General features: G+C 64.1%; 19 protein-coding genes. 8 read left to right on the top strand and 11 right to left on the bottom strand.

Going from position 1 to position 20,214, the window contains the following annotated elements; genetic code table 11:
• The first annotated feature begins 128 nt into the window (after positions 1-128).
• A complete protein-coding gene (locus tag HY852_RS10230; protein WP_291604497.1) occupies positions 129-734 on the top strand; it encodes a TIGR00730 family Rossman fold protein in 606 nt (201 codons plus the stop codon).
• A 9-nt stretch (positions 735-743) separates the two neighbouring features.
• On the opposite strand, the gene HY852_RS10225 is transcribed toward HY852_RS10230, so the two are convergent.
• The 4 genes from HY852_RS10225 to cysS all read right to left on the bottom strand — a co-directional run bounded on the left by HY852_RS10225 (position 744) and on the right by cysS (position 4,892).
• Positions 744-1,121 (bottom strand): VOC family protein, encoded by a 378-nt coding sequence (locus HY852_RS10225; RefSeq protein ID WP_291604495.1) that lies wholly within the window; start codon positions 1,119-1,121, stop codon positions 744-746.
• A gap of 129 nt (positions 1,122-1,250) precedes the next feature.
• Positions 1,251-2,849 (bottom strand): citramalate synthase, encoded by a 1,599-nt coding sequence (cimA, locus tag HY852_RS10220; protein WP_291604493.1) that lies wholly within the window; start codon positions 2,847-2,849, stop codon positions 1,251-1,253.
• Positions 2,846-3,358 carry a GNAT family N-acetyltransferase gene (locus HY852_RS10215; protein WP_291604491.1) on the bottom strand — a complete coding sequence of 171 codons (513 nt, stop codon included), beginning with the start codon at positions 3,356-3,358 and terminating at the stop codon, positions 2,846-2,848. Before HY852_RS10215 ends, cimA begins: the two co-directional genes overlap by 4 nt.
• A gap of 115 nt (positions 3,359-3,473) precedes the next feature.
• A complete protein-coding gene (gene cysS, locus HY852_RS10210) occupies positions 3,474-4,892 on the bottom strand; it encodes a cysteine--tRNA ligase (protein ID WP_291604489.1) in 1,419 nt (472 codons plus the stop codon).
• A 274-nt stretch (positions 4,893-5,166) separates the two neighbouring features.
• Here cysS and HY852_RS10205 point away from each other — a divergent pair, with 274 nt between their 5' ends.
• On the top strand, positions 5,167-5,472 hold the full coding sequence (locus HY852_RS10205; RefSeq protein WP_291604487.1) for a hypothetical protein: 306 nt from the start codon (positions 5,167-5,169) through the stop codon (positions 5,470-5,472).
• Positions 5,473-5,608: 136 nt separating this feature from the next.
• On the top strand, positions 5,609-6,736 hold the full coding sequence (locus HY852_RS10200) for a DUF2865 domain-containing protein (protein ID WP_291604485.1): 1,128 nt from the start codon (positions 5,609-5,611) through the stop codon (positions 6,734-6,736).
• Between the two features lie 1,062 nt (positions 6,737-7,798).
• Here HY852_RS10200 and HY852_RS10195 read toward each other — a convergent pair.
• The 3 genes from HY852_RS10195 to HY852_RS10185 are packed head-to-tail and all read right to left on the bottom strand — an operon-like array spanning position 7,799 to position 11,304.
• Positions 7,799-9,556: an NAD+ synthase gene (locus HY852_RS10195; protein ID WP_291604484.1), complete on the bottom strand. Its 1,758-nt coding sequence runs from the start codon at positions 9,554-9,556 to the stop codon at positions 7,799-7,801.
• 3 nt (positions 9,557-9,559) lie between these two features.
• The gene (locus HY852_RS10190; protein ID WP_291604482.1) at positions 9,560-9,913 is read right to left on the bottom strand and encodes a diacylglycerol kinase; all 354 of its coding nucleotides are present in this window, start codon (positions 9,911-9,913) and stop codon (positions 9,560-9,562) included.
• A 2-nt stretch (positions 9,914-9,915) separates the two neighbouring features.
• Complete coding sequence (locus tag HY852_RS10185) at positions 9,916-11,304, bottom strand: class II 3-deoxy-7-phosphoheptulonate synthase (RefSeq protein WP_291604480.1); 1,389 nt, start codon at positions 11,302-11,304, stop codon at positions 9,916-9,918.
• 180 nt (positions 11,305-11,484) lie between these two features.
• Between HY852_RS10185 and HY852_RS10180 the strand changes: the two genes are divergently transcribed.
• Positions 11,485-12,381 carry an alpha/beta fold hydrolase gene (locus tag HY852_RS10180; RefSeq protein WP_291604478.1) on the top strand — a complete coding sequence of 299 codons (897 nt, stop codon included), beginning with the start codon at positions 11,485-11,487 and terminating at the stop codon, positions 12,379-12,381.
• Positions 12,382-13,437: 1,056 nt separating this feature from the next.
• On the opposite strand, the gene HY852_RS10175 is transcribed toward HY852_RS10180, so the two are convergent.
• The 4 genes from HY852_RS10175 to rpiA are packed head-to-tail and all read right to left on the bottom strand — an operon-like array spanning position 13,438 to position 16,844.
• Positions 13,438-14,157 carry a hypothetical protein gene (locus HY852_RS10175; RefSeq protein WP_291604477.1) on the bottom strand — a complete coding sequence of 240 codons (720 nt, stop codon included), beginning with the start codon at positions 14,155-14,157 and terminating at the stop codon, positions 13,438-13,440.
• A gap of 11 nt (positions 14,158-14,168) precedes the next feature.
• A complete protein-coding gene (gene gor, locus HY852_RS10170) occupies positions 14,169-15,554 on the bottom strand; it encodes a glutathione-disulfide reductase (RefSeq protein WP_291604474.1) in 1,386 nt (461 codons plus the stop codon).
• A gap of 32 nt (positions 15,555-15,586) precedes the next feature.
• Positions 15,587-16,126 carry a DUF2059 domain-containing protein gene (locus HY852_RS10165; RefSeq protein ID WP_291604472.1) on the bottom strand — a complete coding sequence of 180 codons (540 nt, stop codon included), beginning with the start codon at positions 16,124-16,126 and terminating at the stop codon, positions 15,587-15,589.
• A gap of 19 nt (positions 16,127-16,145) precedes the next feature.
• Complete coding sequence (gene rpiA, locus HY852_RS10160) at positions 16,146-16,844, bottom strand: ribose-5-phosphate isomerase RpiA (RefSeq protein ID WP_291604470.1); 699 nt, start codon at positions 16,842-16,844, stop codon at positions 16,146-16,148.
• A 180-nt stretch (positions 16,845-17,024) separates the two neighbouring features.
• Here rpiA and HY852_RS10155 point away from each other — a divergent pair, with 180 nt between their 5' ends.
• The 4 genes from HY852_RS10155 (at position 17,025) to HY852_RS10140 (ending at position 20,211) form a co-directional block, all read left to right on the top strand.
• Positions 17,025-17,711, top strand: a complete 687-nt coding sequence (locus HY852_RS10155) for an HAD-IA family hydrolase (protein WP_291604468.1) — start codon at positions 17,025-17,027, stop codon at positions 17,709-17,711.
• A gap of 143 nt (positions 17,712-17,854) precedes the next feature.
• Entirely contained in the window at positions 17,855-18,316 is a 462-nt protein-coding gene (locus tag HY852_RS10150; RefSeq protein ID WP_291604466.1) for a hypothetical protein, read from the top strand.
• A gap of 111 nt (positions 18,317-18,427) precedes the next feature.
• On the top strand, positions 18,428-19,459 hold the full coding sequence (gene moaA / locus HY852_RS10145) for a GTP 3',8-cyclase MoaA (RefSeq protein WP_291604465.1): 1,032 nt from the start codon (positions 18,428-18,430) through the stop codon (positions 19,457-19,459).
• A 170-nt stretch (positions 19,460-19,629) separates the two neighbouring features.
• Positions 19,630-20,211 (top strand): TRAP transporter small permease subunit, encoded by a 582-nt coding sequence (locus HY852_RS10140; protein WP_291604464.1) that lies wholly within the window; start codon positions 19,630-19,632, stop codon positions 20,209-20,211.
• Positions 20,212-20,214 lie beyond the last annotated feature (3 nt).

Below are 20,214 nucleotides of genomic sequence, written 5' to 3'. Positions count from 1 at the left end.
AGCGCTGAACGCACCCCTCGCTGGAACCATTTCCTTCATCGTTTGTCGAATATCACTGCCGAATTTGCGGCCGCTGCCACCTACCGATTCGACTTGACGCCCCTACCTTGCGATGCATCATGCAAAGAATGAGCTCTATACGAACCGTCTGTGTCTATTGCGGCTCCGGCCCGGGCACCAATCCACATTTCATCGAGGCGGCCAGGGCGTTCGGCAAGGCGCTTGCCGAGAACAACGTCCGCCTGGTCTATGGCGGCGGATCGCTCGGCATGATGGGCGCGGTCGCGACTTCCGCGCTGGATCATGGCGGCGCCGTGACCGGCATCATCCCCGAGTTCCTGATGAGCCGCGAAAACGCCCTCAAGCGCGTACAGGAGATGATCGTCACGCCGGACATGCACGAGCGCAAGCGTCTGATGTTCGAGCATTCCGACGCCTTTGTGGCGCTGCCGGGAGGCCTCGGCACGCTCGAGGAGCTGGTGGAGCAGTTGACGTGGCAGCAGCTCGGCCGTCACGCCAAGCCGGTCCTGCTCGCCAACATCGACAATTTCTGGGAGCCGCTGTTTGCGCTGGTCATGCACATGCGCGAGACGCAGTTCATTCGTGCCGGGCTTGCCGTGGATATCCTCAAAGCCGACCGGGTCGAGGATATCCTGCCGCGGCTGGAGGCCGCCGCGGCCCGCATTCCCGAGACCGAAACTGATCTCGCGCCGGATATGGCGCGCAGGCTGTAAGTCTTTTCGCTATTCGGCCGGAAACGTCACGGCCTCAATGCGGTTGCCGTCGGGGTCGACGATGAACGCCGTGTAGTAGCGCACCCGATCGTGGGGCCGAAGCCCCGGCCCGCCTTCGGAGGTCCCTCCGGCCGCAAGCGCCGCGGCATGGAAGGCGTCGACGTCCGCGGTCGACCTGGCACGCAGGCAGGTGTGCGCGCCGCCCTCCTTCGGCACGCGCGTCATGCCGGCGCGCAGATTGATCCAGAACTCCGGATAGGACTTGCCGTAGCCGATCGTTGCCAGCCGCGTCACCAGCCTCGACAGCCCGAGCGGCGCCAGCACGGCCTCATAGAACGTCGCGGAACGTTCGAGGTCGCTGACACCGACGGAAACGTGGTCGATCATGGCGTGCTCCCACCGCCGTCATTGCGAGGAGCGCAAGCGACGAAGCAATCCAGCATGCATCCGCGGCGACATTCTGGATTGCTTCACTTCGCTCGCAATGACGATCTCCGCAACTCGCTTTCACCAAAATCACGCCGGCGCGCTGGATTTCACCAGCTTGTAGAACACCGAATCCATCAGCGCCTGGAAAGAGGCGTCGATGATGTTGGGCGACACGCCGACCGTGGTCCAGCTCTCGCCCTTTTCGTCCTCGCTTTCGATCAGGACGCGCGTCACCGCCTCCGTGCCGCCATTGAGGATACGCACGCGATAATCGATCAGCTTCAGGCCCTCGATGTATTTCTGGTATTTGCCGAGATCCTTGCGCAGCGCAACGTCGAGCGCGTTGACCGGACCGTTGCCTTCGGCGGCCGAGATCAGCCGCTCGCCCGCGACATTGACCTTGACCACCGCCAGCGCCACAGTCACCCGCTTGCCTAGCGCGTTGTCGCGCTGCTCGACATTGACGTCGAACTGCTCGACCTTGAAATATTCGGGCACCTTGCCCAGCGTCCGCCGCGCCAGGAGTTCGAACGAGGCGTTCGCCGACTCATAGGCAAAGCCCGCCGCCTCGTGCTCCTTCATTTCCTCGATCAGCCGCGTCAGCTTCGGGTCGTTCCTTTCATAGGGAATGCCGGCTCGATCGAGCTCGGCAATGACGTTGGATCGCCCCGCCTGGTCCGAGACCAGCACCTTGCGGTGATTGCCGACCGATTCCGGCGCCACATGCTCGTAGGTCTGCGGATCCTTCAGCACGGCGGAAGCATGAATACCGGTCTTGGTCACGAACGCGCTTTCGCCGACGTAGGCCGCATGGCGGTTCGGCGCGCGATTGAGCATGTCATCGAGCGTGCGCGATACCCGCACCAGGCTCGCAAGCTTCTCATCCGTGACTCCGACTTCGAAGCTGTCCGCAAATTCCCTCTTCAGCTTCAGGGTGGGGATGATCGAGCAGAGATTGGCGTTGCCGCAGCGCTCGCCAAGCCCGTTGAGCGTGCCCTGAATCTGCCGCGCACCGGCGCGGACCGCCGCCAGCGAATTGGCGACCGCCTGCTCGGTATCGTTATGGGCGTGAATGCCGACATGATCGCCCGGGATGTGCTTGACCACCTCCGAGACGATGGTCTCGACTTCATGCGGCATGGTGCCGCCGTTGGTGTCGCACAGCACCACCCAGCGTGCGCCGGCATCAAAGGCGGCCTTGGCGCAGGCGAGCGCGAAGTCCGGGTCCTCCTTGTAGCCGTCAAAGAAATGCTCGCAGTCCAGCATCACTTCGCGGCCCGCGGCTTTCGCCGCGCCGACGCTGTCGCGGATCGAGGCGAGATTCTCCTCCTTGGTGGTCTCGATCGCGACGCGCACCTGGTAGGCTGATGATTTCGCCACGAAGCAGATGGCGTCGGCCTTCGCCTCGAGCAGCGCGGAAAGGCCCGGATCATTGGCGGCGGAGCGGCCGGCGCGGCGCGTCATGCCGAACGCGGTGAAACGCGCGTGGCCGAGCCTAGGTTTCTCCGCAAAGAACTCGTTGTCGAGCGGATTGGCGCCGGGATAGCCGCCCTCGACATAGTCGATGCCGAGTTCGTCAAGCATGTGCGCAATCGACTGCTTGTCGAGGAGGGTGAAATCGACGCCGTTGGTCTGCGCGCCGTCGCGCAGCGTGGTGTCGTACAGGTAGAGGCGCTCCTTGCTCATGACGGTGCTCCCGGCGCCTGGCCGCTGCCGAGCGTCTTCTGCATGGTGGTGTTGGCAAGCCATTCGCCGTTGATGGTCACGGTATTGCGCCGCTGGGCGACATAGCCGCGCCTTAGGAAGAAACCCTGCGCATTGTCGCTGGCATCGACGGTGAGGCTCTTGGCGCCGCGGCTGCCGGCGAGCTTTTCCAGCGCGTCGACCAGCATGGTGGCGACCCCCTGCCCCGCCACGCTCGGGTGCACGAAAAGCATGTCGATATGTTCCTTGCCGCGGAGCGAGGCGAAACCGACCGGCGAATTCTGGACCGTCGCGACAAGCGTAAGTTCACCGGCGAGCCTGCGGCCGAAGGCATCTTCGTCGTCGATGGCGGCGATCCAGGCTTCCTGCTGTGCTTCGCTGTAATCGTCGCCGCTCAGCTCCTCGATGGCGGCAGCATATATCGCCGCGAGCACCGGAATATCGGCGGCCAGGAACGGCCGCAGCGCGGCTTTCGGCAGGGTCTGTCCCATCGTCCTTACCACAGTCCGTACAGCTTCAGGACCAGCGCCACGGCTCCGGCCAGAAGCACGACCTTCAGCGCGATATAATAGAGCCAATGCCTCGGAAACGGCGTATCAGGCTTCTTCATCGCTCGATCTCCCAGGTGGTGACGGGCTTGCCGTCAGGGCCTTTACCGTCCTTCAGCACGACGCCCATGGCAGCGAGCTCATCGCGAATGCGATCGGATTCCTTGAAATCCTTGCGCGCCCGGGCCGCGGTGCGCTCGCCGATCAGGCGCTCGATCTGCGCGGCATCGATCCCGCTCCCCTGGCGCTTGCGGCTCTCCCACTGCGCCGCGCCCTCGGACAGAAAACCGAGCAGGCGCAACGAGGCAGCCAACTCGGTCCGAGCGGCTTCGCCTCCCGAGAGTGCATTGTGCCGCAACCCGTGCAACGCCGCGATCATCTGCGGCGTGTTCATGTCGTCGAGCAGCGCCTCGATCACACCATCGGCGGGCTGTCCCGATTGAGCATCGGCTGCGGTCCGGTACCAGTCGTCGAGGGTCTTCTCGCTCTCCTCAAGGCCCTTCAAGGTCCAATCGATCGGCGAGCGATAATGCGTCTTCAGCATATTCAGACGCAGCACCTCGCCCGGCCAATCCGCGAGCAGCTCGCGGATGGTGACAAAGTTGCCGAGGCTCTTCGACATCTTCTCGCCTTCGACCTGCAGGAAGCCGTTGTGCATCCAGAAGTTCGCCATGCGCGACCGGTGAAAGGCGCAGCAGCTCTGCGCGACCTCGTTCTCGTGATGCGGAAACACGAGATCGATGCCGCCGCCATGGATATCGAAATGCTCACCCAGATGCTTCCACGCCATGGCCGAGCACTCGACGTGCCAGCCCGGACGGCCGGGCGTGGTGATGCCGGCCGGCGACGGCCACGACGGCTCCCCAGGCTTGGACGGCTTCCACAAGACGAAGTCGGTGACATCGCGCTTGTAGGGCGCCACATCGACGCGGGCGCCGGCGATCATCTCGTCCAGCGAGCGTTTTGCCAGCGCGCCATAGCGCGGCAGCACCGAATTCGCCGCATCCATCGCCTGCGGCGAGAACAGCACATGGTCCTCGGCGACATAGGCAAAGCCGCCGGCGACGAGCTTCTCGATGATGGAGCGCATCTCTGCGATGTGCTCGGTCGCGCGCGGCTCTACCGTGGGCCGGAGGCAACCGAGCGCATCGACGTCTTCGTGAAACTGTTTCTCGGTCTCCTCGGTAACCTTGCGGATCGCCTCGTTCAGCGGCACGCCCGGAAAGTCACGCGCGGCGCGCGCGTTGATCTTGTCGTCGACGTCGGTGATGTTGCGAACATAGGTGACGTGGTCGGCCCCGTAGACCTGCCGGAGGAGCCGGAACAGCACGTCGAACACAATCACCGGGCGCGCATTGCCGATATGGGCGAAGTCGTAGACCGTCGGCCCGCAGACGTACATGCGGACGTTGCCAGGGTCGAGCGGCTGAAACGGCCGCTTCTCCTTGGTCAGGGTGTCGTAAAGGCGCAGTTCCATGGATACCCAATCCCTTGCGGCCGGGCGTCCAGTGCTCTCTTTGTTGAGAAAAGACGGCCTCAGCCAGCGAATCGCTAGCTCGTAATCTCGCGGCAAATTGCGCAAATGAGGAGACCGTTCATGAACTCACCATGGGGCAGAGGCGGGACGGCGTCAAGAGCCGCGAAAATGCCGCTTTCGACACCCAAAGCCTCTTGCTCCCGCCATGGTTGGTCATCCTTAACCATTTCAGCGTATTCAGTTCGAGGGCTATTCCCTCATCTCACGGTGTACCATGCGATCGCTTCCGGCGTTTCTTGCCTGCGCGCTCAGCCTTGCCGCGTCGGCCGCCCTGGCCGAGACACGCGTTTTCATCATCGCCAACGAGGCGGATGGCTACGGCGTCGACCAGTGTCTCGCCAAGGGCGACAAATGCGGTGCCCCCGCCGCCCTTTCCTACTGCCGGTCCCGTGATTTCGTTCAGGCATCGGCCTATCGTCGCGTCGATCCCGACGAAATTACCGGCTCGGTGCCCAAAACCGCGGCCAACTGCAACCGCGGGCATTGCGACGAATACGTCGCAATCACCTGTCAGCGCTGACCTTTCGCATCCGGCAAACCTTTTCGTCACACCGGCGCCCCGGAAACGACGTGACGCTGCCCCGAGAAGGGGCTATTGAAGGCGCCCATCGGCACAAGGCCGACCGATCCCCTATTGGCCGGACATCCAAAGTATCGTGACTGCCGCCCTTCCCCCACGAATCCTGGTCTGCACGGCGCTCCTTGGCGTTCTGGTGCTCGGCTCCTCCGCCTTTGCGCAGACCGGTCCGCCCCCGGGGGCGGCCACCAATCCGATGTGCTCGCGCTTGGAAGCGCAGCTTGCAGCGGTCGACCGTGGCGCCACCGGCGACCCGGCCAAGGACGACCAGATCCGCCGCTACCAGGATTCCGCAAGCCGACAGCAGGCGGAGCTCGATCGCGTGACCCTGCAGGCCAAGCGCATGGGCTGCGACAGCTCCGGCTTCTTCTCGCTGTTCAGCGGCCAATCGGCGCAGTGCGGTCCGGTCAACACCCAGATCCAGCAAATGCGCGCCAATCTGGACCAGATCACCTCGAACCTCGAGCGATTGCGCGGCGGTGGCGGCTTCGGCAACGACCGCGACAATCAGCGCCGATCGGTCCTGCTGGCGCTGGCGCAGAACAATTGCGGCCCGCAATACGCCGCCGCTGCGCAGCAGGCGCAGGGCGGCCCCGGCAATTTCCTGAGCAACCTGTTCGGCGGCGGCAACAACCCCGCCGGGCCGCCCGGCGGCGACTTCGGTCCGCAGTCCGGCACCTATCGCACCGTCTGCGTGCGCACCTGCGACGGCGCCTATTTCCCGATCTCTTTTGCCACCGTCCCGGCCCGCTTCCCGGATGACGAGAAGGCCTGCAAGGCGCTGTGCCCGGCCGCGGAAGCCTCGCTCTACGCCTATCGCAATCCGGGGGAGGACATGAACGCGGCGGTCTCGACCAACGGCCAGCCCTACACGGCGCTGCCCAACGCATTCAAATTCCGCACCGAGTTCAACCCGTCCTGCTCCTGCAAGGCCGCAGGCCAGACCTGGGCCGACGCGCTGAAATCCGTCGACGACAAGGCTACCGCCGAACAACAGGGCGACATCATCGTCACCGAAGAGAGCGCCAGGAAGATGCAGCAGCGCCAGATGGGCAAGGCCGCACCGGTCAATGCCAAGAAGGGCGCTGCGCCTTCCACCGCGGCCGGCACGCCGGCGCCGGATACATCGTCCGCGCCGGCCAACCCGGGCGCTTCGGACAACAAGCCGATCCGCACGGTCGGCCCGAGCTTCATTCCAACGCGCTGAGTTCGGGTCGAGCGGTTCGACCGCAGCTCGTTTTACCTCTCCCGCTTGCGAAGCTCGCTCTTAAGTCGCCGAGCTCGAGAGCGCAGCGGGTTGCGGCAAACCCTTCCCACTCGAACGCCGACCTGGAGCCCGCAGCGCGATCCCGGTGTGACACGTTGACCAGCTTGAGCGAGATCAAGATCGGGTTTCCAATGACGAGCAGCGTAGGTCCATGAAGCACGAAGCGTCCTGGCTCACCATCTGCAGCATCGCCTTTACGGTTCTATTGGTCGCGATTGTGCTGTTCATTGGCATGTAAATGACTGCCAGGGCCGCATGAGTCTGGGACGTATGCCAGGCTGACAGCAACTGCGGAACAATGGCAAATTGTAAGACGCGATTCTATTCGTATGCTTCTGCCACTTATCTCTTGAAAACCTCGCGCCGATACGATCGGTTTTCGCTCGCGCTTCATCGCGCTTTTTGATCCAGCCTGCCGCAGTCACGCTCGATTTTGCACAACCCATGATCTGATGGTTCCGTGACATGCGCGTGGATGACGGGTCGCTCGGCAAACCGCTCGGCGAACAAGAAAAATGGGATCGAGATGCCGCGGCCGTGATCTGCGCCGCCGTTTGCAATCGTTAGGTGATAACCTGTTGGGAAAAAAAAGCGCATCGAGGCGCGGCTGAGTTAGGGTTTTGCCTGACTGATGCAACCCTGGAAGCCGCGCCCGATGACGCGTTCGTGGTGAAGCCGCTAGGCCGAGGCCCGAACGTATGCCCCGGCGGTCGTTACGGCTGCCTGCTGCGGCGGTGCCATTGACCCTCCAACGTTTCGACAAAACAAACACTAGCAAAGACGGCGTTGCTTGAAATTGATCGCGATCAATGTGCTCGATTCAAATCTGGTTGCTTACGAATCTTGAAGGATGGCCACTGCTCGCTTAGCGAAGGAACCAGTTTCCAGCATCAATGTGTGTGCCGATGCAGACATTCGTTGCGAGATTCCTTCCGCAAGAAGAGCGCCGCGGGCACTGGGTCATCCGCTTCCGCGGATGATGACCACACTGATCTGGTAGCCCTACCCTTCGAAGGCTTCAGCCGAGCCGCGGCCGGATCGCGCCACGAGATCTTCGTCCGGCTTCGGCAATGGCTGGCCGGAATCGCGAAAGCGGTTGGTGATGGGATAGCGGCGGTCCCTGCCGAAATTCCGCCGCGTCACCTTCACTCCGGGCGCTGCCTGCCGCCTCTTGTATTCGGCACTCGCGAGCAGCCGGTCGATCCGCGCCACGACGTCGCGGTCAAAGCCGGCGGCAACGATCGCATCGAGCGGCTCCTCGCGCTCGACCAAACGCTCCAGCACCGCATCAAGCAGCTCATAGGGCGGCAGCGAATCCTGATCGGTCTGGTTCTCCCGCAACTCGGCGGTCGGCGGCCGCGCAATGATGTCGGGCGGAATGACCTCGCCCGAGGGGCCGAGTGCGCCCTCAGGCTTCCAGACATTGCGCAAGGCGGCGAGGCGGAACACCTCGGTCTTGTAGATGTCCTTGATTGGATTGAAGCCGCCGTTCATGTCGCCGTACAGCGTGGCATAGCCCACCGACATTTCCGACTTGTTGCCGGTCGTCACCACCATGGCGCCGGTCTTGTTCGAGATCGCCATCAGCAGCGTGCCGCGGGCGCGCGCCTGCAGATTCTCTTCGGTGATGTCGCGCGGCAGCCCCTTGAAGGTCTCGGACAGGATGTTCTCGAAACCGTTGACGGCATCCGCGATCGGCAGCACCTCGTGGCGGATGCCGAGCCGGCTTGCCAGCTTTGCCGCGTCGTCGATCGAGACCTGCGCGGTGAAGCGATAGGGCAGCATCACCCCGCGCACCCTATCCGCGCCAAGCGCATCGACCGCGATGGCCGCGCACAGCGCGGAATCGATGCCGCCGGAAATGCCGAGCAGGACGCCGGGAAAACCGTTCTTGCGCACATAGTCGCGCAGGCCGAGCACGCAGGCAGCATAGTCGGCCTTGTCGCCCTCCGGGAGTTGGGCGATGGGACCCGCGCACCGCCAGCCCTCAGTGCCGCAGGTGAAGCGCAGCGTCGTGACATTCTCTTCAAAGGCCGGCAACTGCGCTGCGAGCGACAGATCGCCATTGAGCACGAAGGAGGCCCCATCGAACACCAGTTCGTCCTGGCCGCAGACCTGGTTGAGATAGACCACCGGCAGCCCGCTCTCCTTCACCCGCGCCACCGCGACCGACAGCCGGACGTCGTTCTTGTCGCGCGCATAGGGTGAGCCGTTGGGCACGAGGATGATTTCCGCCCCGGTCTCGGCCAGGGTCTCGACGATGTTCTCGTAGTCCCCGGACTCTTCAAGCCAGATGTCCTCGCAAATCGGGACACCGACCCGGACGCCGCGGACGGTGACGGGACCTGCGGCCGGGCCGCGCGCGAACAGCCGTTTCTCGTCGAAAACGCCGTAGTTCGGCAGGTTGACCTTGAAGCGCAGCGCCGCGATCCGCCCGCGGTCAAGAAGTGCGCAGGCATTGTAGAGCTTGCCTTCCTCGACCCACGGCGTGCCGATCAGCACCGCCGGACCGCCATCGGCGGTCTCGCGAGCCAGTTCCTCGACCGCCGCGCGGCACGCCGCCTGGAAAGCTGGCTTGAGCACCAGGTCTTCCGGTGGATAGCCGGCGATGAACAGCTCCGGCAGCAGCAACAGGTCGGAGCCATCCGCCATCGCCTGCGCACGCGCCGCGCGCGCCTTGGCAGCATTGCCCTCGACATCGCCCAGCGTCGGATTGAGCTGGGCGAGCGTGACGGCAAATACCTCAGCTCGTTCGGTCATGCGCTAGATCATGCCCATTCGTTCGGCGATGGCGAACAGCCAGAATATGCCGGCTAGCACCAGGGCGACGCCGACGGCGGCCGAGCCCATGTCCTTGACCTGACCGATCTGCGGATCGTGATCCATCGTCAGCCGGTCGGCAAGCTTCTCGATCGCGGTGTTGAGCAGTTCGACGATCAGGACCAGCACCACCGATCCGACCAGCTCGACCGCACGGATGGTTGTCGCGCCGATCAGCCAGGCGAGCGGCAACGCAAGGATCAGGGCGGCGATCTCCTCGCGAACCGCCTGCTCCGAGCGAATCGCGAAGATGATGCCATTGCGCGAGTTGATGGTGGCTCGCCAGAACCGGAGCAAATCTAGAGACCCGCGACGGCCGGCATCGGCTTGGCCTGGGCGGCGCGATCCTGTTTAAGCAGTTCCGCGATGAGGAAGGCCATGTCGATCGACTGCTCGGCGTTGAGGCGGGGATCGCAAACCGTGTGATAGCGGTCGTTGAGGCCCTCGTCCGTGATGGCGCGCGCGCCGCCGATGCATTCTGTGACGTCCTGGCCGGTCATCTCCAGATGAACGCCGCCGGCATGGGTGCCTTCCGCAGCGTGGATCGCGAAGAACGACTTCACCTCAGACAGGATGCGGTCGAACGGCCGCGTCTTGTAACCGCTGGTCGAGGTAATGGTGTTGCCGTGCATGGGATCGCACGACCAGACAACCACCCGCCCCTCGCGCTGGACGGCGCGCACGAGGACCGGCAGGTGCTCGCCGATCTTGTCGGCGCCGAAGCGACCGATCAGCGTCAGCCGTCCGGGCTCGTTGTCGGGGTTCAGCACCTCGATCAGCCGCAGCAGATCGTCGGCCCTCAGCGACGGCCCGCACTTCAGGCCAATCGGGTTCTTGATACCGCGGAAATATTCAACGTGACCGTGATCGATCTGCCGCGTGCGGTCGCCGATCCACAGCATGTGGCCGGACGTGGCGTACCAGTCTCCGGTCGTGGAATCGACCCGTGTGAACGCCTGCTCATAGCCGAGCAGCAGCGCTTCATGGCTGGTGTAGAAGTCGGTGGCGCGCAGCTCGGGGTGGCTCTCCAGATCGAGGCCGCAGGCGCGCATGAAATTGAGCGCCTCGGAGATGCGGTCGGCCAACTCCTTGTAGCGCCGCGACTGCGGAGAATCCTTGATGAAGCCGAGCATCCACTGATGCACGCTGGCGAGATTGGCAAAGCCGCCGGTGGCAAAGGCTCGCAGCAGATTCAGCGTTGCCGCCGACTGGCGATAGGCCATCAGCTGACGCTGGGGATCGGGCGTGCGCGCCTCGGCGGTGAAGGCGATGTCGTTGACGATGTCGCCGCGGTAGCTCGGCAGCTCGACGCCGCCCGCCTTCTCGGTCGGCGAGGAGCGCGGCTTTGCGAACTGCCCGGCGATGCGGCCGACCTTCACCACCGGCACCGCGCCGGCATAGGTGAGCACCACCGCCATCTGCAGCAGCACGCGGAAGAAGTCGCGGATGTTGTTGGCGCCGTGCTCGGCGAAGCTCTCGGCGCAATCGCCGCCCTGCAGGAGGAAGGCCTCGCCGGCGGCGACCCGCGCCAGCGCCTTCTTCAGGTTGCGCGCCTCGCCGGCAAAAACCAGCGGCGGAAAGGTCGCAAGCTGGGCCTCGACATCGGCCAATGCCTTGGCATTGGGATACTCGGGTACCTGCAGCACCGGCTTGCTGCGCCAGCTATCGGGCGTCCACCGCTCGGACATCAAATCAACTCCGTAAGCAAAAACCGCCACTTAACTGGCGGGCCATGGAAGGGCCGCGTTATACACAGGCTGCAGGGCAACCGCCAGTTGGAAATGAAACCAGCGAGGCAAACCCTTGCACTGAAAGCCGAATTCGCCTTTTCTTGATGCTGAGGTTGAAGTCCGGGGATTCTCGCGGCAATGGACGCTCCGCTCGACGACGTGTTTATCGACGACATTACCGTGCCGGCCGGCGACGGCTATCCGCTGGGGGCCACACTGTTCCTGCCACGCGGCGCCAAGCGGCATGCCGTGCTGATCAATTCGGCCACCGCGGTCCCCCGCAAGCTCTACCGCGGCTTCGCCAGCTATCTCGCCCATCGCGGCTGCGCCGTCCTGACCTATGATTATCGCGGCATCGGCGACTCCCGGCAGAAGGCCATCGACGGCTACAACCGGCCGAGATCGCTGGTGGGCTTCAAGGCGTCGATGGCGGACTGGGCGACGCTCGACATCGCCGCCGCGGTGAGGTGGATGCGCGAGCGCTACGACGATCTGCCGCTCATCTATATCGGCCATTCCTTCGGGGGCCAGGCGCTCGGCCTTCTGCCCAACAACAACGAGGTGGCGCGCGCGCTGTTCATAGCTTCGCAGGCCGCATACTGGAAGCTGATGACCCCGCCGGAGAACTATCGCGTCCGTCTCCTGCTCAACTACTTCGGCGTCCCCCTCACCCGCGTGCTGGGCTATACGCCGGGCTGGAGCGGCATCGGCGAGGATCTGCCCAAGAACGTGTTCCTGCAATGGGTGAGCTGGGTGAACAGTCCGCGCTATCTGCTTGATTCCAGACTGCCGGCGCTTGAAAACTTCGCCAAGTTCAAGGGCGAGCTGCGCGCGCTCAGCTTCTCCGACGATCCCTGGGCGACGCGGCCGGCCGTCGAGCTGCTGTGCTCGGGCTTCACCTCGATCACGCCGGAAATTCTCTCCGTCACGCCCGGGGATGTCGGCGCCAGGAAGATCGGGCACTTCGGTTTCTTCCGGCCCGAGCACCGCGACACGCTGTGGCGCGGCGCGGCGGAATGGCTGCAGGGCGAGTGAACGGCCAGACGGTTCGCGCTCGTGCCCACGCAACACGGCTGAGGATTTGGAGCAAGCTGTCTTCGCGCCGTCATTGCGAGGAGCGACAGCGACGAGCAATCCAGACTGTCGCCGCGGAGATAGCCAGGATTGCTTCGCTTCGCTCGCAATGACGGCAATAGCAGTCCCGTCATCCTGAGGCGCTCGCGCAGCGAGCCTCGAAGGATGAACGGCCGGGATGCAGCCGGGCCGTCGCCCTTCGAGGCCTCCGCTACGCTCCGGCGCCTCAGGATGACGGTCATAAGTGATCGCCCCTGGAGACAATCCACTTTCGCTCCTAGCAACAAACACGCCTTCGCATTCTCGCGGCGCATTGCGTCCGAGTTTTGCTGCACGTCCTCGCCCTCTTCGATTGTCGAGGGCGCAGGGAAGACCGGGCGCACGGCGGCACCCGCGGTCTCGTGTGCACACACGCTCAGGAAATCGCACACGAGCATACAGGTACAGCCGAAATCACCCGGCCTTCCCTGCGCAGTGGCCTTACGGCTTATGGCGCGCTCTTCCCGGCGACGAATTCTTCTCTTGTCACCGTCGCCCGCGGATTGACGGCTGATCGATCCGGTCGGACCGACTTCGCCTCCGCAGGCTTGACTGCAGCAACGGCAGCCAGAACCACACGCTTTTGCCGTACGCGCCTTGCGCCGTTCGTCCTGCGCGAAGCGAACCACTCACGAAAGGCCGCCCTGTGGTTCAAACTTCGCGCCGGCGCAACCCGCTCCACCGCATCCCAACCCGCATTTCGTGACGATCGCGATACGCCCCTCTTCAATCGGGCGGGACGACGCGCATATACGTCAAATCCGAATTCGGATAAAGAGAAATCTTTTCGCCGCAGGGGATTGACAGGGTGATTTGCCCGGCAAGGTCATTTCCGACCTCCTCGATAGGCTTTGGCGGCGATCTGGTTTCTCCTTCCCAAGAGCAACCGGGCCGGCGCCGGGCAAAGGGCGTTCGCAATTGGCCCGACGCCCGCGATTCAAACTCCAAGACCGGGGGCTTTGAATCGTGCGCCATGAATCACCTCGCGAGCAACTCGTCCAACTGCTCGGCCGCCGCCGTGCGGTCGAATTCGATTGCTGCCGGTGCCAGGCTGTCCTTGCCGGCGACCCAGTCCGCCTCGCGCTCCTCGCGATCGAGTGCGAGCGCCAGGCCGTGGATGACCTCGTAGAGGCCCCAGGCAAGCCCGGCCGAACGCAGCGCCGACTGCAGCGCGGCCTGCACCGATCCGCGCAGCGCGTGGTGCGGTTCGGACAGCGGCACCTCCACGTCCTGGCCCGCCGCCGCACGGGCGCAGGCCTTCTTGTCAAACGAGGCGTGCCCACGGCAGGCCAGCGGCCGCACGGGATGGACGATACACATGCCTCGAACGATGAAGGGGCACGGCTTGCGCAGCGCCATTCGCTCTGCCTCGCCGAGCCCGCGCGTGGCGCGGTCGGCAAGCTCGATGCGCCGCTTGAGACCGATTGCGGCGCCCTGCGGGCTCGCTTCGATCCGCCTGACGTAAGAGGCAAGCAGGAAAACTTCCGGCGCGGTGGCCGTGACGCGCAGGATGCAGCACGACGGGCAGCCCTTCTCGCAGGCGAGCGGGGGCAGATGCGCCGCAAGCGGACCCATATTCGCCTCGAAGATATCGAACGCGCGTTCGGCCACGCTTTCGGTCAGCTGCGCGGAGCCGGCGTTTCGCGCAACGATGTGCGCGAAGACGGCGTGCAGTTCCCTGAAGCCGGCGCGATTCACGGCGTGAGTTTCTACTCGGCCGCCTGCCGCACGTGGCGCGCGGTCGGCGTGCGCATGGTCACGAGTTCCTCGGCGGCCGTCGGATGCAGCGCAAGGGTCGCGTCGAAATCGGCCTTGGTCGCTTTCATCTTCACCGCGATCGCGACCGCCTGGATGATCTCGGCGGCGCCATCGCCCACAATGTGACAGCCGACGACACGATCGCTGGTGCCGTCGACGATAAGTTTCATCAGCATGCGGGTGTCGCGACCTGACAACGTTGCCTTGATCGGCCGGAACGTCGCCTTGTAGATGTCGACGTGGCTGAACTTGGCGCGCGCCTGCGTTTCGGTCAGCCCCACCGTGCCGACCTCAGGCTGCGAGAACACGGCCGTGGGAATGTCGGTGTGATCGACCTCGACCGGACGGCCGCCGAACACGGTGTCGGCGAAGGCATGGCCCTCGCGGATCGCGACCGGCGTCAGGTTGATGCGATGGGTGACGTCCCCGATCGCATAGATGTTCGGCACCGAGCTGCGCGAGAAGCTGTCGACGGCGATGCCGCCGTTTGCCGGATTGATGGCGACGCCCGCCTTTTCCAGGCCGAGATTGGCGACGTTGGGATGGCGGCCGATCGCGAACATCACCTTGTCGGAGGCGACGCTGGAGCCGTTCGACAGATGAGTGGTGAACTCGTGACCGTGCTTGTCGACCTTCGTCACCGTGCAGCCGGTCAGCAAGGTGATCCCGTCCTTCTCCATCTCGGCGCGCACGTGGGCGCGCACGTCCTCGTCGAAGCCGCGCAGGATATTGTCGCCGCGATAGATCACCGTCACGTCGGAACCGAAGCCGGCGAAGATACAGGCGAATTCCAGCGCGATGTAGCCGCCGCCCTGGATCACGATCCGCTTCGGCAGCTCGGGCAGGTGAAAAGCCTCGTTGGAGGAGATCACGTGCTCGATGCCCGGGATCATCGTGCCGTGGTTGGGCGCGCCGCCGGTCGCGATGAGGATGTATTTCGCCCGGACCGCCTCGCCATTGGTGAGCCGGACGGTGTTGGCATCCTCGATCACCGCCCTCATCTTGACGATGCGCCCGCCCGCCTTCTCGACATTCGCGGCGTAGATGCCTTCCAGCCGCGCGATCTCCTTATCCTTATTGGCGATCAGGGTCGGCCAGTCGAAGGTCGCGGAGGGAATAGTCCAGCCGAAGCCCGCGGCGTCCTCGATCTCGTGACGGACATGCGATCCCAGCACGAACAGCTTCTTCGGAACGCAGCCGCGGATCACGCAGGTGCCGCCCATGCGGTACTCTTCGGCGACCATGACGCGCGCGCCATGGCCTGCCGCGATCCGGGCCGCGCGAACGCCGCCCGAACCGCCACCGATGACAAAGAGGTCGACGTCGAAATCAGCCATGTTTCACCTCGACCTCGGCTCTAAAGGCTCGCTTACATCTCCTTGCCGCGCTTCTTCATCTCGGCGCGGAACTGGGCCATGACGACTTCGCTGAAATTCTGGGCCCACTGGTTCATGAAGGTCATGCTCAGCCCGATGGCCTTGGGTTCGGCGGCTATCAGCTTCTGGCCAAGCGCCGATTTGTAGAACGTCACGAGGTCCTTCAACTCCTGCTCGGTGAACTCACTCGCATAGGCCTGCGCCATGCCGTCACCGATCTCCTTCTCGCGGCCCGTCAGCGCCTGAACCACGATCGGAGCAACCTCGTTGAGGTCCTTCTGATAGTTGAGATTCTGCCCGATCAGGGCGTCCTTGGTCTTCTGCACCATGCCGGGCACGGCGTTCGCGTACATCGCGTTCGCGTTCTTCAGCGCCAGGATTTCCTTGGCCGACGCGATTGCTGCCGCTGATGCCTTGGGAGCCGCGGCCGGCTGCTTGGGAGCCGCGGCCTGCTGCGCCGCAGCCGGCAAGCTCGCCAGCACCAAACCCAGCGCAAGGCCAGCTGCGGGCAAAATTCTCAGAACGCTCTTCATTCCTATTCTCCTTTCGGCATCAATGCCGTTCAACCACACGGATTCCCTGCGCGCCCGCCAGAACAGCCGTGCTGGCAAGGCCGATGAAAAGCCCATGCTCGACCACGCCGGGGATCGCGCTGAGCAGCGTCGCAAGCCGTGCGGCATTCCTTATTCGTCCGAGATGGGCATCGATGATCCAGTGGCCCCCATCGGTGACGAAAACGTGGCCGTCCTTGGCCTTACGGACCGCCATTTGCCCCGAAACTTCGCTTTCCGCAAATGCCGTTCGCATGGCGCGCTGGGTCGCCGCCAAGCCGAATGGAATGACTTCCACCGGCAGCGGATACCGTCCGAGCGCATCCACCCATTTGGAATCATCGGCGATCACGATCATGCGATCTGACGCTGCGGCAACGATCTTTTCCCGCAACAGCGCGCCGCCGCCGCCCTTGATCAGGTCGAGCGCCGGATCGATCTCGTCGGCGCCGTCGACGGTGAGGTCGAGCCGGTCGATGTCGTCGAGCGTGGTCAGGGGAACACAGCAGCGCTGCGCGTCGGCGCGCGTCGCCTCTGACGTCGGCACACCGACCACCTTGAGGCCGGCGCGAACGCGTTCGCCGAGCAGCTCGACGAAATGCTTGGCCGTCGAGCCGGTGCCGAGACCGAGTTTCATGCCGTCCCGGACCTCTTCCAGCGCACGCGCCGCGGCCTGCCGCTTCAATTGATCCATCGTCAAACCGTCTGTTCCCGAAAAGCCGCCCGACCGGGCGTTTCCGGCGGCCTGTCTAGCCCCCTTTTGCCTCCGGGAACAGCGCCATCACCACGGTTTCGCGCTCGGGCCGGCCGACTGCCGGTCTCCTCCTCGAGACCGCCCGCCCCTTGCGTGGCGGCGAAGGTACCGATAGCGCTTTGCAGGATGAACTCCGCTCACACCATTGTCTTCGACCTCGACGGCACGCTGGTCGACACCGCGCCCGACCTGATCAACGCCCTGAACTACGTGCTCGATCGCGAAGGCCTGCCCCCTGTGCCCCTGCACTCCGCGCGGAACATGATCGGCGCCGGCGCGCGCAAGCTGATCGAGCGCGGCCTGGAAATCGAGGGCCGCGCCGCACACATCGATGAAATCACCCGGATGACGGCTGATTTCATCGACTATTACGCCGCCCATATCGCCGATGAATCGCGCCCCTTCGAAGGTCTCGAACGCGCGCTCGACGACCTCGAGGCACGCGGCCATCTCCTCGCGGTCTGCACCAACAAGCTCGAATGGCTCTCGAAGCGGCTGCTCGACCGGCTGGGGCTCTCCCCGCGATTTGCGGCGATTTGCGGCGCGGACACGTTCGGCGTCTCCAAGCCGGACCCGTCCTTCCTGCGCGAGACGGTCGCGCGCGCCGGAGGACAAATGTCCGCTGCCATCATGGTGGGCGATGCGGGAACCGACATCGGTGTCGCAAGGCGCGCGGGCGTGCCGGTCATCGGCGTCGGCTTCGGCTACACGGACGTTCCGATCGCCCAGCTCAAGCCGGACCGCCTCATCAATCACATGAGCGAATTGCCGGAAGCCGTGCAAAGCCTGGCGCCGGCCCCGAGCCCATCTTAAGACCCTGATCCATCGGCGTAATTATCCACCGCAAAATTAACCATCGATTAACTATAATGGCCCGCCTGGTTGCGCGGCTGTTTTGACACTCCTATCGTCTGATCGGGGATTGCGGCAACTCGCCGCAATAGAGTGGATTGATCATGCGTCGTGTCATCGCGATTGGCCTCGCGGGGATGGGCCTGGCCGGTTGTTCCACCTTCTCTTGGGACGCGTTCAAGTCGACGCCTCCCTCCATCCAGGTTCAGCTCGAATCCAACCCGCCCGGAGCCGATGCCCGCACTTCGCTCGGTCCCGGTTGCAAGACGCCCTGCGCCGTCACGGTCCCGGCGCCTGAGACGGGCTTCTCGGTCAGCTACACCCTGAACAAGTTCGAGTCGGCGACCGTCTCCGTACAGATTATCCGGACCCCGGGCGATCTCGCCACGCCAGCCAGCGTCACCACCGATCCCAACCCCGTGTACGCGGAACTGCAGCCGATCGTTCCGCCGAAGCCGGTCAAGAAAGCGCCGAAGAAGCCAAAGACGCCGAAAGCAGCGCCGGCACCGGCGGCAAGCTCACCGTTCCCCGATCCGAATGCGGCACCGGCCACGCCGACGCGCTGACGCGTGCAGTGCAAGATTGTCGGCGCCGCGCCTAATGCTTAGATTGCATCAGCCCCATTAATCTTGCCGTGCCCTGGGCACGGACATCGCCGTCGTGACAAGGCTTGCTGAATGACCGGTCCCGTATTGAGTCCTCTTTCGCTGTCGCGTCCGATGATCGACCCGTTCGGCCGGACGATCACTTACTTGCGGGTGTCGGTGACCGATCGTTGCGATTTGCGCTGCTCCTATTGCATGGCCGAGGACATGACGTTCCTGCCCAAGGCCGATCTGCTCACGCTGGAAGAGCTTGACCGCCTGTGCTCCGCCTTCATCGCCAGAGGCGTGCGAAAGCTGCGCCTGACCGGCGGCGAGCCCCTCGTCCGCCGCAACGTGATGTCGCTAGTTCGCTCGCTGTCGCGCCATCTCAAGAGCGGAGCCCTGCACGAACTGACGCTCACGACCAACGCCACGCAACTGGCACGCTTCGCGCAGGAACTCGCCGATAGCGGCGTGCACCGCATCAACGTGTCGCTGGACACGCTGGATCCGGCAAAGTTCCGCGCCATCACCCGCTGGGGCGAGATCGACAAGGTGCTCGAAGGCATCGAGGCCGCACGCGCAGCCGGGCTTTCGGTGAAGATCAACGCGGTGGCGCTCAAGAACCTCAACGAGGACGAGATCCCCTCGCTGATGGAGTGGGCCCATGGCAAGGGCATGGGGATGACGCTGATCGAAGTGATGCCCATGGGCGAGATCGGCGCGGGCCGGATCGACCAATACGTGCCGCTGTCGCTGGTTCGCGCGCGCCTTGCCAGCCATTACACGCTGACGGACCTTGCGGAGACGACCGGCGGGCCGGCGCGCTACGTGAGCGTCGCCGAGACCGGCGGCAAGCTCGGGTTCATCACGCCGATGACCCACAATTTCTGCGAATCCTGCAACCGGGTGCGCATCACCTGCACCGGCACGCTCCATACTTGCCTCGGCCACGAAGACGCTTCCGACCTGCGCAAGCCGCTCAGGGCATCCGACGATGACGGCCTGGTTTCCTCGGCGATCGACCAGGCCATCGGCTTGAAGCCGAAAGGGCACGATTTCGTCATCGACCGCCGTCACAACCGCCCGAGCGTCAACCGGCACATGAGCGTCACCGGCGGCTGAGCAGGTCGACCGCCCAAAGCCTATCCCCTTTAGCGATAAACGAATTTGCGATTGACTGCCGGCACGCCCGCTGGTTTGGTGCAGATGCCTCATGCCTGCGCGGCGATACAAGCCAGTGCGCCCAGTCGGTGCAGACAAGACGGCCGGGCATTAGCGGGGAGGGCCTAGCGTTGCAATCGCTCCTGAAGTTGAGCCGTGGGATCGACACGTTCACACGTTGGACGGGTAAACGCCTGGCATGGCTGATCCTGGTGGCAGTGATCATTTCGAGCATGAATGCCATCGTGCGAAAGACGTTCGACACGTCCTCGAACTCCTGGCTCGAGCTGCAGTGGGTGCTGTTCAGCATCGTTTTCCTGCTGTGCTCGCCCTGGACCCTGCTCGACAACGAGCACATCCGCATCGACATCATCAACAACCTGCTGCCGAAATGGGTCCGCGACCTCATCGACGTGATCGGCCATCTGTTCTTCCTGATCCCGCTCACGATCGTCATGATCATCACCGGGGGGCCGTTCTTCATGCGTTCGTATGAGGTCAGCGAACAGTCCGGCAATGCGGGCGGATTGCCGCAATGGCCGGCGAAGTCGCTTGTCATAGTCGGCTTTGCCTTCCTGCTCGTGCAGGCCGTCTCTGAGCTGATCAAGCGGATTGCGGTCATGCGCGGGCTGATTCCCGATCCGCACGCCTCGCAGGTGAGCGCAATCGAAGCCGAGGTCGAACACCTCGTCGAGGCTATCGAAAAGAAATGACCG

It is taken from the genome of Bradyrhizobium sp. (assembly GCF_016213215.1).
Taxonomy (GTDB): Bacteria; Pseudomonadota; Alphaproteobacteria; order Rhizobiales; family Xanthobacteraceae; genus Bradyrhizobium.
Note: the sequence above shows the minus strand (reverse complement) of the source record. Positions and strands in the feature narration are given on the sequence as shown.